This is a genomic window from Marivita sp., assembly GCF_051251565.1.
GTDB lineage: Bacteria > Pseudomonadota > Alphaproteobacteria > Rhodobacterales > Rhodobacteraceae > Marivita.
The window spans coordinates 169,703-183,786 of the sequence record NZ_JBPOFB010000005.1 but is presented as its reverse complement, the minus strand read 5'-3'; the positions used below and the strand labels follow the sequence as shown (position 1 = coordinate 183,786).

General features: G+C 55.9%; 9 protein-coding genes. 6 read left to right on the top strand and 3 right to left on the bottom strand.

Annotation, left to right across the window (positions count from 1 at the left end; all coding sequences use genetic code 11):
* Positions 1–108: 108 nt before the first annotated feature.
* Positions 109–2,472 carry an ATP-dependent helicase gene (locus ACSHXH_RS09160; protein ID WP_435671480.1) on the top strand — a complete coding sequence of 788 codons (2,364 nt, stop codon included), beginning with the start codon at positions 109–111 and terminating at the stop codon, positions 2,470–2,472.
* A 24-nt stretch (positions 2,473–2,496) separates the two neighbouring features.
* Here the strand turns inward: ACSHXH_RS09160 and ACSHXH_RS09155 are convergent, their stop codons facing one another.
* Complete coding sequence (locus ACSHXH_RS09155; protein WP_435671479.1) at positions 2,497–3,381, bottom strand: LysR family transcriptional regulator; 885 nt, start codon at positions 3,379–3,381, stop codon at positions 2,497–2,499.
* Between the two features lie 260 nt (positions 3,382–3,641).
* Between ACSHXH_RS09155 and ACSHXH_RS09150 the strand changes: the two genes are divergently transcribed.
* The 5 genes from ACSHXH_RS09150 (at position 3,642) to ACSHXH_RS09130 (ending at position 9,913) form a co-directional block, all read left to right on the top strand.
* The gene (locus ACSHXH_RS09150; protein ID WP_435671478.1) at positions 3,642–4,607 is read left to right on the top strand and encodes an ABC transporter substrate-binding protein; all 966 of its coding nucleotides are present in this window, start codon (positions 3,642–3,644) and stop codon (positions 4,605–4,607) included.
* A 75-nt stretch (positions 4,608–4,682) separates the two neighbouring features.
* On the top strand, positions 4,683–5,738 hold the full coding sequence (locus ACSHXH_RS09145) for a quaternary amine ABC transporter ATP-binding protein (RefSeq protein ID WP_435671477.1): 1,056 nt from the start codon (positions 4,683–4,685) through the stop codon (positions 5,736–5,738).
* Positions 5,735–7,276, top strand: coding sequence for an ABC transporter permease subunit (locus ACSHXH_RS09140; RefSeq protein WP_435671476.1), 1,542 nt, complete (start codon positions 5,735–5,737; stop codon positions 7,274–7,276). The genes ACSHXH_RS09145 and ACSHXH_RS09140 overlap by 4 nt, the downstream gene beginning before the upstream one ends.
* Positions 7,273–8,025 (top strand): alpha/beta fold hydrolase, encoded by a 753-nt coding sequence (locus tag ACSHXH_RS09135; RefSeq protein ID WP_435671475.1) that lies wholly within the window; start codon positions 7,273–7,275, stop codon positions 8,023–8,025. Before ACSHXH_RS09140 ends, ACSHXH_RS09135 begins: the two co-directional genes overlap by 4 nt.
* A gap of 478 nt (positions 8,026–8,503) precedes the next feature.
* Positions 8,504–9,913 (top strand): response regulator, encoded by a 1,410-nt coding sequence (locus ACSHXH_RS09130; protein ID WP_435671474.1) that lies wholly within the window; start codon positions 8,504–8,506, stop codon positions 9,911–9,913.
* Here ACSHXH_RS09130 and ACSHXH_RS09125 read toward each other — a convergent pair.
* Together ACSHXH_RS09125 and ACSHXH_RS09120 are read right to left on the bottom strand one after the other, a co-directional pair.
* A complete protein-coding gene (locus ACSHXH_RS09125) occupies positions 9,910–10,293 on the bottom strand; it encodes a response regulator (protein WP_435671473.1) in 384 nt (127 codons plus the stop codon). The two genes, ACSHXH_RS09130 and ACSHXH_RS09125, sit on opposite strands and share 4 nt — an antisense overlap.
* A gap of 236 nt (positions 10,294–10,529) precedes the next feature.
* A complete protein-coding gene (locus ACSHXH_RS09120; protein ID WP_435671472.1) occupies positions 10,530–14,069 on the bottom strand; it encodes a CheR family methyltransferase in 3,540 nt (1,179 codons plus the stop codon).
* Positions 14,070–14,084: the final 15 nt, after the last annotated feature.

Here is a 14,084-nt window from a genome sequence, read left to right as displayed (position 1 = left end):
ATTTGTCGAAAAATCCGGCACTTTTGTGTGCAGGAAACATGCTCGTCGGCATGTGAACATTATCAGAACATCTTTATCTCTGCTGTGTCTGGCGCTATCTTGGCCCGCATGAGCAGTTTTGATGAAATGGAGGCGTTCGAAAACGCCTCGCTGTCCGCCCGCGCCATGGCCGCGCGCCCGCAGCCCTATCTTGAAGGTCTCAACCCGGCCCAACGGCAGGCGGTTGAGACATTGGATGGCCCGGTCCTGATGCTGGCCGGGGCTGGCACGGGCAAGACCAAGGCGTTGACCACCCGCATCGTGCACCTGTTGAACACAGGCCGTGCGCGCCCGAACGAAATTCTGGCGGTGACCTTCACCAACAAGGCCGCGCGCGAGATGAAAGAACGGGTGGGACGCACGCTCGGCCAGACGGTCGAAGGCATGCCGTGGCTGGGCACCTTCCATTCGGTCTGCGTGAAACTGCTGCGCCGCCATGCCGAACTGGTGGGACTGAAATCAAACTTCACCATTCTCGACACCGACGACCAATTGCGGCTTCTCAAACAGCTTGTTTCGGCGGCGGGCATTGACGACAAACGCTGGCCAGCGCGGCAATTGGCGGGCATCATCGACGGCTGGAAGAACCGCGCGATCACGCCGGACAAGGTGCCAGCGGCGGATGGCGGCGCGTATAACCATCAGGGGCCAAAGCTTTATGCGCTGTATCAGGCGCGGCTGAAGGAACTGAATGCGACGGATTTCGGCGACCTGCTGTTGCATGTCGTCACGATCTTTCAGGCGCACCCGGACGTACTTGATCAGTATCAACGCTGGTTCAAATTCATCCTTGTTGACGAATACCAGGACACCAACGTTGCGCAGTATCTGTGGCTGCGGCTGTTGGCGAGTGCGCACAAGAACATCTGTTGCGTCGGCGACGACGACCAGTCGATCTATGGTTGGCGCGGCGCGGAAGTGGGCAATATCCTGCGGTTCGAGAAAGATTTCGAAGGTGCGCATGTGGTGCGTCTGGAACAAAATTACCGCTCCACGCCGCATATCCTTGCCGCCGCGTCGGGTGTGATCGCGGGCAATCAGGGGCGTCTGGGCAAGACACTCTGGACCGATGCACAAGAAGGCGAAAAAGTCCGCCTGATCGGTCATTGGGACGGCGAAGAAGAGGCGCGCTGGATCGGGGAAGAGGTCGAAGCGATGCAATCTGGCACGCGCGGGATGACCCCGGTTTCGCTTGATGATATGGCAATCCTTGTCCGCGCCTCCCACCAGATGCGCGCGTTCGAGGACCGCTTCCTGACCATCGGTCTGCCCTACCGGGTGATCGGTGGTCCGCGGTTTTACGAACGCATGGAAATCCGCGATGCCATGGCCTATTTCCGGCTGGTCGTGTCACCCGAGGATGATCTGGCCTTTGAACGCGTGGTCAATACCCCCAAGCGTGGCCTTGGCGACAAGGCCCAGCAGACGATCCAGACGGTTGCCCGCGCCAATGGTGTGTCACTGGTCGAAGGTGCGCGGCTGGCGGTTGAGCAGGGCATGATCAAGGGCAAGGGTGGCTCTGAACTAGGCCGTCTGGTCACTGATCTGGACCGGTGGGGCCGGATGGCCAAAGAGACCGAGCATTCCGAATTGGCGGGCGTCGTGCTCGACGAATCCGGCTACACCGGCATGTGGCAAAACGACAAGACACCCGAGGCACCGGGGCGGCTCGAAAACCTCAAGGAACTGGTCAAGGCGCTGGAAGAATTCGAGAATTTTCAAGGGTTTCTTGAGCATATCAGCCTGATCATGGACAACGACAAAGGCGGCGATGGTGAGAAAGTGTCAATCATGACGCTGCACGCGGCCAAGGGTCTCGAATTTCCGGCTGTGTTCCTGCCCGGTTGGGAAGACGGGCTGTTCCCGTCCCAGCGCAGTATGGACGAAAGCGGCCTCAAGGGGTTGGAAGAGGAACGCCGTCTGGCCTATGTCGGCATCACCCGCGCCGAGGAAATTTGCACGATTTCCTTTGCCGCCAACCGCCGCGTGTTTGGCCAATGGCAATCGGCGATGCCGTCGCGGTTTATTGACGAACTGCCCGAAGAGCATGTGGATGTGCTGACCCCGCCGGGGCTTTACGGTGGCGGGTATGGTGCGGCTGCCATGGCATCACCGGCGGCGCAGATGATGGCCGGGTCCGACCTGCACCAAAAGGCGGCAGAGGCGAATGTCTACAATTCCCCCGGCTGGCGACGGCTTCAGGCGCGATCAGCGCAACGCCCGGTTGGCCAGCCCACCGAGGCGCGCACAACCGTGATCGACGCCACGGCGGTGAGTTCCTATGCGCTGGGCGAACGGGTGTTTCACCAGAAATTCGGCTACGGCGCGGTGATGGGGATCGAGGGCGACAAGCTCGAGATCGAATTTGAAAAGGCAGGCACCAAAAAAGTGGTCGCCCGGTTCATCTCGGCTGCGGATGATGTGCCGTTTTAACTCAGCTTGATCGCCGTATTCGGTTCATAACACATCCCAGAGCGTCCGTGTCGACGCGTCGAACTGTGTGGGATCCGCGTAGGCTGCAATCTGCATTGGTGCGCGCCACGTCGAGCCTCCGATGGGAACGACGCGACCTTGGTCAAGTTCCTGCTGGACCGCGGTTTCGGGCATCCAGGCAAAGCCACTTCCAGCCAGGAGCCTGCGCTTCACGGCCTCGACCAGACCGTCCACATAGATGGTTTCGACGTCGAAGCGCTTTCGCCCGATTGTGTGTTCCACGACCATCCCGAGAAAGCTGGATTGTTCATAGGCGAGATACGGGATGTCGGTATTGCGGGGATCGTCAAGGGACCAGCCAAAAGCGCGCACAGATTGGGCTGTGGCGACAGGGATCAGGTGGTCGGTCATCAGGTCTTTGCGATCGAACGCGGTGGCGTCGATGGTCGGGGATACGGCACTGTGAGTGTAGCACAGCATGATATCGACCGCCCCTTCCACCAGAAGGTCGCAACAGGTGCTGAGCGAGTCAGAGATCACGCGGGTTCGGATATTGGGCATCGCGGTCTGGAGCGTCTCAAGCCGGTTTGCCAGATAATTGACCGAGATCGTGTGCAGGACCGAGAATCTTATGAACCGGTGTTCCCCCCGGTCTGCATCACGCAGGGTTTGCCGCGCATCCGACAGTTGTGAAATCGCCGCTTTGGCGATCGGCAAAAAGTGATGCCCGGCTTCGGTAAGCTGTACTGGATAGGTTGCACGGTTCACCAGAGGCAGGCCAACCCAGCTTTCCAGTGCTTTGATCCGGCGGCTGAATGCTGACTGAGTGATGTTTCTTTCATCAGCTGCGCGCGTGAAGTTCTGCGATCGGGCAAGACAGTCGAAATCGCGCAACCAGTTCAGATCCATCTTAACCCCCTTGCATCTATGGCTTTTTCGGCAGCTTAGCGAAAACTATGCAAATTCGGAATGATTTAATGAAATGTTTGAATTGGCACGGCGCGAGACTCTGTTTCTAGGCTTGGGGATGGCCCCCACACGCCTTCGTGACGCTGGCAGAGTGACAAGACAATTCGCGGGCAGGGGCCGGTGACGCAGCGACAAGAATTGCGCACGGGAAAAGAATGAACAGGCCGCGTGACGTGGCCCCAACCAACAGAGGATCCAACATGACATCTACATTTAAATCCTTAGGACTTGCGACGGCGGTCAGCGTTTTCGCGCTTCCTGCCTTTGCGTCGGAAGAGGTCAAGATCGGCGTGCCGTCCTGGACCGGAGCGCAGGCAATCGCCTATGTTCTGGGCGAAGTCGTCACGTCCCGCATTGGTGGTCAGGTGGAATACGTGCCCGGCAACAACGCCACGATCTTTCAGGCGATGGATCAGGGCAAGGGCGATATCGACGTGCACCCGGATGTATGGCTGCCGAACCAGGAAAGCTTTACCAAGCAATATGTGGATGAAGCAGGGACCGTCACGCTGTCCTCCAACCCATATCAGGGCAATCAGGGCTTCTGCGTGACCAAGGATTTCGGTGAAGCGAACAACATCACCGACATTGCAGACCTGGGTCGCCCGGATGTGGCGGCGCTGATGGACAGTGACGGCAATGGGCGTGGCGAAATGTGGATTGGCGCGCCCGGTTGGGCGTCGGCCAATGTGAACGAGGTCAAGGTCCGCGATTACGGGTTGTTGGATTTCATCGAACCTGTCCGCACCGAAGAGGCGGTCAAGACCGCGCGCATCAAGGACAGCATCGCCAAGGGGGAAGGCTATGCGTTCTACTGCTATGAGCCGCATGCTGTTTGGTTCATGTTCGACGTTCAGATGTTGACCGAACCGACATTTGATCCCGAGAAATACGTGATGGTGCAGCCATCTGATGACCCCGATTGGTACACAAAATCCATGGTTGCCTCAAAGGACGCGCTGAAGGATGTGCAGATCGCATGGTCCAATTCGCTTGTGGATCGGTCGCCCGCGATCTCCGAATTCTTTGCGAATTTCAGCCTCAACGCCGAAGACGTGAGCCAACTCGCGTTTGAAATCAGCGCCAATGGCCGCGATCCGGCAGAAGTTGCCGCCGAGTGGGTCAATGCCAATTCCGACCGTGTGGACGGCTGGCTGGGCCTCTGATCGTCTGATCCGAAACATGCGGGCACGGTGTGTGACACCGGTGCCCGCATCCCTTCCCTGACAAGGCGTAAGCGCATGAATGACGATGTCGTCATAGAGATTTCCAATGTCTGGAAGATATTCGGGGCCCGGCCCGAACTGGCGCTCAAGGCCATTCATGAACGTGGATTGACCAAGGCCGAAGTGCTGGCCGAATTCAACGCGGTCGTGGGTGTGGCGGATGTCAGCCTTGACGTGAAACGCGGTGAGATTTTCTGCATCATGGGCCTGTCCGGCAGCGGCAAGTCCACGCTCGTGCGCCACTTCAACCGGCTGTTAGAGCCGACCTCTGGCAAGATCGAGATCGAGGGCACCGATGTCATGGCGCTCGGGCCAAAGGAATTGCAGACCTTCCGCAACCGCAAGATCGGGATGGTGTTCCAGAACTTCGCCCTCATGCCGCACCGCTCCGTGCTGGATAACGTGGCGATGCCATTGGAAATTCGTCAGGTGGCCAAAAACGAACGCATGCGGCAGGCGGCGGCTATTCTGGACATCGTCGAACTTGGCGCGTGGGGGGCGAAATTCGCGCATGAGCTGTCGGGCGGCATGCAACAGCGGGTGGGCCTTGCTCGTGCGCTGGCGGCGAACCCGGATGTATTGCTCATGGACGAGCCGTTCTCGGCACTGGACCCGTTGATCCGTCGCCAATTGCAGGACGAGTTCATTCGGCTCAGCAAGATCCTCAAGAAATCGACCGTCTTCATCACCCATGATCTGGACGAGGCCGTGCGCATTGGCGACCGCATTGCGATCATGCGGGATGGCAAGATGGTGCAGATGGGTACCGCCGAAGACATCGTGATGCATCCGGCGGATGACTACGTGTCCGATTTCGTCGCCGGTATTTCACGGCTCAAGGTGGTGCATGCCCATGCGGTGATGCAGCCTTTGGAGGCTTATATGGCGGCACACGGCCCGCTGCCTGCGGATGCGCCGCGTGTGAACGAGACCGAAAACCTGAGCAACCTCATCACCCTCGCCATAGAAGATGACAGCGCGATACTGGTCGAAGACGGCGGCACAGATGTTGGCGTCATCACCCGCGCAGACCTGCTCAGAACCGTGATCGAAGGGACGGAAATGTCATGAACAAACAAGACATCAATCCCCTTGAAGACACCGAAAGCGAAGCAGCCCTCGCCTATGCCGAAGAGCGCCGCGAGAACATTCGCACTTTTGTGCGCACCAGTCCCGACTACTACATCCAGAACTTCGACAAGATCGGCGCGTCATCGCGGTTTACGCCGACTTTCAATCTGATCGCGGGGCTGTTCGGCCCGATCTGGTTTGGCGCGCGGGGGCTTTGGTCCTGGGCGCTGCCGTTCCTGATCCTCGAAGCGGTTGCCTTTGTGCAAATCGCGCGCGGTTTGTTTGGCGATCTCGCGGCAGACGCCATGGCGCGCATTGCGTCGATCGAAGGCACGCTGGACCTGCGCCGTCAGCAGCTTGCGGCGGCAATCGAAAGCGGATCGGATCGCGTCGATGCGTTTCAACGCACCGTGGACTCGCTCGAAGCCAATATCGGCGGTATCCGCCACGAGGCGGCAGAGCTTGCCGCGCAAGGCCCGTGGATCGTGTTCACCGGCATTGCTCTGCTTGTGCTGGTCAAGTTTGCACAGGCGATTGTCGCCAATTGGGCGCTGGAGTCGCGGTTTTCAAACTGGCTGTCGGATCGGACGGTTCGGTCGGGTTTGCCCATTCAGCACATCATCCTGAGCGCTGTGTTCATGGTGCTGATCGTGTCAACGGCCATGGTGCATTATAGCTTTCCGGGGCGTTTTTCGTTGCTAAGCACATTTCCAACCGATCCCGACATCCGCCTGACAGGTATCACATGGGTCGAGAATTTCATCGCATGGTGCGTGCGCAACAGCGAGGCGTTCTTTGACGGGCTGACCTTTGGCATCCGGTCCCTTCTGGACGCGCTTGAGGTCATTCTGGTGCAAACTCCGTGGATCGTGATCGCCAGTCTGATCGTGCTGCTGACATGGCTCACAGCTGGCCTGCGCGCGGCGATCTATTCGGGGGCGTTTCTGGCCTATATGGGGCTGCTCGGCTTTTGGGAGGCCGCGATGACCACGCTGGCCCTGCTGGGCACAGCCGCCTGTCTGTCGATTGCCATTGGCATTCCGCTGGGCATGTTCGCTGCGCGCAGACCGCGCTTTTACGCCTTCATTCAGCCCATCATGGACTTCATGCAGACCATGCCCGCGTTTGTGTTCATGGTCCCGGTCATCGCGTTCTTTGGCGTTGGCAAACCGGCCGCCGTGGTGGTCACGATGATCTTTGGCGGCACCCCTGTGGTGCGGCTGACCGTGTTGGGCCTGCGCGGTGTGCCCGAAAGCGTGCGCGAAGCCGCGATCAGCTTTGGTGCCAACAAATGGTATCTTCTGACCAAGGTTGATCTGCCATTGGCCAGCCCGTCGATCCGGGCCGGGATCAACCAGACGATCATGCTGTCGCTTGCGATGGTGGTGGTGGCGTCGCTGATCGGGGCCAAGGGCTTGGGCGAAGACGTGCTTGAAGCGCTTCAATACGCCAATGTAGGACAGGGTATCCTGGCCGGGTTTGCCATTCTGTTCTGCGCCATGATCCTGGATCGCATCGTACAAGGTGCGCGCAAATGATGCCCTTGGTCTTTGTTCATGGGTTCATGGGGGGAAGCCGCCAATGGCCCACGCTGACCTCGGCGCTACAGGGTGTTGTGGACGTCGTGACCGTCGATCTGCCGGGGTTTGGTGAAAATGCGGACCGTGCCGCACCCGACAGCATTGCAGGTTATGCCGATTGGGTGATCAACACCCTTGGCACCAAAGGCATCGACCGGTTTCACCTGCTGGGCCATTCCATGGGCGGGATGATTGCACAGGAAATTGCGGCGACCATTCCCGAAAGGGTCTCGCGGCTGGTGTTGTACGGCACCGGGGCAACGGGGGCGTTGCCGGGGCGTTTCGAGACGATCGAGATGTCGAAATGGCGCGCGCAATCGGATGGGCCACGCAAGACAGCGCGCCGTATCGCGGCGACATGGTTTCTGGAACACGAGTACGCCCCAGCCTTTGAAGCCTGCGCCGCCATCGCGGAACGGAGCAGTCTGCAAGCAATCAACGCGGGGCTGGATGCGATGCACTCTTGGTGTGGCGTGCACAAACTCGAGTCGATTGACGCAGACACACTTGTGATCTGGGGCGACCATGACCGCACCTATCCTTGGCAGCAAACCGAACAGCTTTGGACCTCGATCCCGCGCAGCGCGCTTGCCGTCATTCCGAATTGTGCGCATGCCGCGCATCTTGAAAAGCCCGATATCTTCAATCGGATTTTGCGCGACTTCATGACCATTGACGTGCCTGTGCTGTATCCCGAAAGCGTCTGAGCCTCTGGTTGCAGCGGCGGCTCCATTCGGTATCGCAATGGCGACACCCTCATGGAGCATTGGCCAAATCTGAGAGAAACATCTCGATAGTTGCTTAAGTTTCGTTTGGGGCGTAAACGTTTATGCGGTCAGCTCGGAGTGCGTGTTTGTTTTTGTTTGGAAAAGGGCCTTGCAGAACAAGCAGATAAGCCTTTCAATCGCAGCCGAAGAATTTGCCAAGATGACGGTGCGCTTGATTTAGTCAGGGACTTTGCAACACCGGAACAAAGGCTATTGGCCACGCGAAAGACGTTGCATTAAAATGAACACCACAAAAATTCATGCCTTACAGAATCAATGTGGCATTGTTTTTGTCCCACAATTGCGGGCAGCCTTGGCCCGGTATACCTCGCCTTACCTGCTCAATGTCGTCACAAACGGAATTTGTATCCTTTCCCAAAGCGGGAATTTGGTCTGCTCTAATCCTGCGTTTAGAAACATGGTTCCGCTCCCAGAGGGGCAGTCGTACGACAATGCGCATTGGACGGGTTTGTGCAGCCCGTCTGATGCGTTCGGGGTGATGCGCAAATCCAAGGAAAACCTACTTATCAGCGGACATTGGCACGACACCGTTTCGATCAAGGACGCTCGGGGTCAGGCGCATAAGGTTGATCTGTCGGTCTCGACACTGGATACGGGGGACTGGTTGTGTGTCCTGACCTCGGATGTGGACAGCGTTGTTGCGCACCCGTCCAAGCCATTGGATTATCGTGAAGTCGTTAGCGCATCTGCCAACAGCGCCACAGAAAACGTCGTTCAGAAGCTCATGCACGATTTCGCAAATTCCATCGCTTTGGTGTCTGGAATTTCGGAATTACTGTTCGACACAGACGCGCGGACCGGCAGGATCACCGATATCGAACGTGAACGCATGCAGTTGGCGATAGATCATGCGCTGGCGATCCTCGACAGCCGGGAATTGTTTGTGCGGGCGCGAGAAACCGCGAGCTATCATGATGTTGGGACTTTGTTGCGCAGTGCCGCGCAGTTCGTTGAGACACAAAACCTGAGCGATTGTGAGATCTGCGTGTCTGCCGTAGAGCATCCGACATATATTTGGGCCACCCGCGAAGATTTTTTGCAGGTGATTTTGGATGTTCTGACCCGAGTGTGCGACTTGGCGAGCAACGCCAAGATCGATGTATCTGTGATCGACACCAGCGGTCTGGATGCGTCAGAGTATTTGGGGGCATTTGACCCAAGCCTTAGCGCCTGTGGGGTCGAAATTCGGTTCACCGCCCGGATTGATCCGCCGGAGTTACAACGCCTGCTTCTTGAAGGGTCAAACGAAGAGCCAGACCATTCCGACGTTCATCCGCAAAACCGCGAAGTCATCAAGATGCTTTTGATCGACAATCGCGCGAGGCTTTGGCTGGGGGATATGCAGGGGGATAAACACCGTGTGATCCTGTCTTGGCCTGATCGCCCGGTCGAAGAGTGGACAGGTCCAAGCCCGGTCCTGAATGATCGCAAAATAGACATCACTGGACATAAAATTCTGGTTCTCGATGATTCCCCGCTTATGTCCGACTACCTCGCTCAGATTCTAAGTGATCAGGGGGCCATCGCGGTGGCGGTCTGTAACCCGGATGAGGCGCTTGAACTTGTGGGGGAAGCGCCAAGAAGTTGGTCTGCGATAGTTACAGACTTGCACATGCCGACAATGACGGGGTTGGAGCTTGCTCGCAGATGTGCAGTTCTGGCCGGGGATGTGCCTGTGGTTCTCGTCACCGCAAAACCAGAGGATGCAATGACGCAAGGCCGCGTCTTTGCTGCGGTTTTTGCAAAACCTGTAGACCCCAAAGCGCTTATTGCCTCAGTGTCCGACGTGATTCAGAAACGCACTTAAACGTTAGGACACGCGGCCGGAGCCAAGTAGGTTCTTACGTAGCTCAAGACTTCGGAGATTTTGAAGGGCTTGTTGATCCGACCGACCTCTTTCAGGTCTTCGGGGATAATCCCGGTGGATTTGGAATAGCCGGTGATAAAGACAAATGGCACGCCAAGAGTTGTCAGACGGTTTGCGACCGGGGAGCTGGTTTCTTGATCTCCAAGATTGAAATCAAGAAATGCAAAAGAGAAATGCGTTTCATCCATTTTCTTAAGAGCGGTTGCGTTGTCGCCGCAAGTCGTAAAGTTGTAAAAGCCAGCGGATTCCAGCGCACTCTCGATCATCAATGCAAGCAACGTGTTATCTTCAACAATCAAGATGTTGTTCTTTTGGGACATGGGTTGATAGTCTTTATGATTGGGTGAAGTATAAGTGAAGGCAAACTGTAGCTCAACCCAAGGCTGTGTTGGATCGGACTATATGTGACTTAACGGAAGGTCAACTCGCATTGCGACAGGCGCTCCGCACTAAAAAACCAAACTAAGCTACGCTCTGTCCTACTGGTTTCAAAGTAACCTTGTTCCGATGAAACATCAACATCATAGGATGTCGCAGTTTACGTTTCACCGTCAACCTAGGCCTTGTGCGCCGGCAATACTTCGAACTCTGCCTTAAACTGTACGCCGCCTTCGGGAAACTCTAACGTTACGTCGGCTGACAGGTCATCTCGCAACACGCGGTTGATCAAAAGCGTGCCAAAACCGGTCTCACTTGGGGACCCCTTGATTTTTGGGCCGCCATACTCTTGCCACTCAATGGTTGCGATCGTCTTGTCGCCCTCTTCACGAATAAAGCTGGCGACATAGACCGTACCAGCATCATTCGACAGGGCACCGTATTTCACGGCATTGGTCACAAGTTCGTGTATCCCCATGCCAACAGACAAAGCCTGCTCTGGATTAAGCTCGATGTCCGGACCGCTCAGGCGCACGCGCTGCCCCGACTTTCCTTGGAACGGCAATGCTTCGTTATGGATGATGTCCGAGAATTTCGCGGTCGACCAGTTGGACGATGTCAAAATGTCATGGGTCCGTGAAATAGCGAGCAGTCGATCATCAAGGCGCTCCTGATAGACGATTGGATCATCCATTCCCTTCAGCAATAGCTTTGAGAGCGACGAAACAACCGACAACGTGTTTTTAACCCGGTGTTGCAGTTCGCCCAGCAAGAATTTTTGTGTCTTATTCTGCGCTTTGACCTGTTCCAGCATCCGAGCCTCTTCGGTGATTTCGCGGACACAGGCACCTACGGCAAAAACATAATCGTCCTGCATCACCGGATAAAAATCAGCAATCCACTTGCGAGAGGCGCCTGGGGAAGCCGGGGTTTCACCGTCGACCATGAGGCTCAGAACGGGCTCGCCCGTGTCAAACACCCGCGTGTAGACGTCTTTCAGCGAATCATCGATGTTCGGCAGCAGTTCGCCAAACGTTTTGCCAATATGGTCTTCCGGAGGGAATCCGTTTATCTGTGCCATGGCCTCATTGATACGCAACCATTTCCTATTGCGATCAAGTAGGGATAGCCCGACGGGTGTGGTGTCATACAGGTTTGACAGCTCGGCATATTGCCGTTCCATCGCCAGCTTGTTGTCCACCAATGTTTTTTCGATGTTTTTGCGACCAGTGATATCCACAAACGAAATCGCATACCCATCAAGACGATTGTCGGTGGTGCGGTAAGGTTTTATCGAAACTTGGAACGTTTGTTTGGTCTGTGCGATGACAACTTCGCGGCTGATCGGTTGGAGTGTTTTGTCCACCGCCTGCGCATCTCTCACAAGGTCAGGATAATCCAAAGCCGAGGCAAGATCCGCAATGGGACGGCCGATGTCGCGTGAGCGAAGCCCGAACAATTCTTTTGTTGTGGGGGTGTAATTGCGCACGCAAAATTCGCGGTCAAGAAACAGAACGGCGATGTCCGTCGCCTCAAACAGGTTCTTCAAATCCGAGTTTGCGCGAACAAGTAGTCGGTTGTTTTCTTGTAACTCGGAATTGACGGTCTCCAGCTCTTCGTTGATGGATTGCAGCTCTTCGCGGGATGTTTCCAGTTCTTCGTTGGACGATTGCATCTCTTCATTGATGCTCATCAACTCTTCATTGATGCTCATGAGGTCTTGGCTAGAGCTTTCTGCATCCTGAAGCGTATCGGCAAGCTGTCGCCGCAATTCTGCGTTTTCAAGATCCTGCGCTTTGACGCGCGTATAGTCGATGTCCTTAACGGCATCGATGACGTCGGAGGAGTTGTCCGCAAGCCGGACCTTTGACAGGATCAGCGTGAAATCATTTTCACTGGGTGACACCACGATGTCGTAAATCGGCTGATCCAATTGGCTTATCATAATGATGCCGTCGCGGTTCGCTTTCTTTCCTGTGGCTGCCACTTCGTTCAAGGCCTCCCGCACAGGAAGGCGTAATTCCTGCGCTAGATAGGTCGAGATCATCGTCGATGGAGCCCCCTGAGCCGGGCGCACAAAGGGGATCATCTGCTGTGAGACGTAAAGCACGTCTCCCGATTTTGACAACACAGCAAACGGCGGGGCATGGTGCCGCAAGAATTCGCGTTCGACACGCGCCTCCAGTGACACGTTTTTGGCCACGCCGGGTTTCAGTTCTTTGAGAGGAGGTTTGGCCATAAGCGCTCTGATCTGGGAAGTCGGCTCATCGAAAGACGAGTAAAAGCTGCGGATTGTTTCGTTTTTCTGGAAAATTCGGTGCAGCTTGTCTTCGGCGTGGAACAGGTTGTCTTCGGTGGAAACGCTTTCTGACGATCCAAGAAACAACCCGCCATCGTTATTTAGAGCAAAGTGAAACTTTCGAATAACGCTTCGCTGGATCTCTGTATCGAAGTAGATCAGCAGATTGCGGCACGATATCAAATCCAGCCGGGAAAATGGGGGATCCTGCAAGACATTGTGAGGGGTGAACACACAGGCATCCCGCACTTGTTGGCTGATCCGATACCGGGCGCCATCGCGGGTAAAAAACCGTTTCCGTCGCGCTTGCGTGACCGATGCAAGGTCTTTTTCGCTATAATCGCCAAACCGTGCACGTATAAGGGATTGAACGTCGATGTCCGTGCCAAAAACTTGCAAGGTGAACTGCTTATCTTGCTTTTCGATTTGTTCCAATACCAACATAGCAATGGAATAAACCTCTTCTCCTGTAGCGCAGCCGGGCACCCAAATCCGAATATTACTGTCTTTGCGTTCGACCAGGGGTTTGATGACGCTTCTGTTGAGCTGGGCAAAAGACTTGGGATCACGAAAGAATTGTGTGACGCCAATCATGAATTCGCTTGCAAGAAGTTCGGCATCTTGGTCGTTGTCGATCGCTTTCATGAACTCTTCGACAGTCGCGGTGCGCAAGGCATTCATGCGCCGCTCGATCCGGCGAATCAGCGTGCGTGGCTTGTAGTTCGAAAAGTCATGCCCGACGCGTTCGAACAACAGCTTGCTGATCGCGGGCAGGGCGTTTGCGATTTCCTGGCTGAGTTCGGATATTTCATCGCCTTCGGCTACCTTTAGACGATATGTGAGGATTTCAAATATTTGCTCAGGTATTTTGTCAGCGGGCAAAACAAAATCAACCAGCCCGGTCGCCACCGCATTGTCCGGCATGCCGGGGAACCTTGCATCAGCGCTTGGTTGTACGAAAGCAAATCCGCCAAATGCCTTTATCGCCTTTAACCCGTCTGCCCCATCGACACCTGTTCCAGACAAGATAACACAATAGGAATCCCGCCCACGCGCACGGGCAAGCGATGAAAAAAAGCTGTCTATCGGTCTGTGTCTGAGCTCTTTGGTGGTGAATTCATCAAGCTGAAGCATGTCACCCTTCAGGCTGGCAACCTTTCCGGGCGGGACAATATAGACGTGATCCGGCTTGATCATCTCATTGTGGACGATCTGGGTAATCGGCAAAACCGTGTGCCGCTGCAAAAGGCTGTGCAAAATCGATTCTTTATCGGGCGCAAGATGCTGCACGATGACATACGCCGCGCCCGTCCTGGGTGCGATCCCGTCCAAGAAATCTCCGATTGCCTCAAGACCACCTGCGGAGGCACCAATCCCGACAACCGGAAACAGCTTTTCAGTAAATGTATCAACGTTCATTGCAAATAGTCCTCC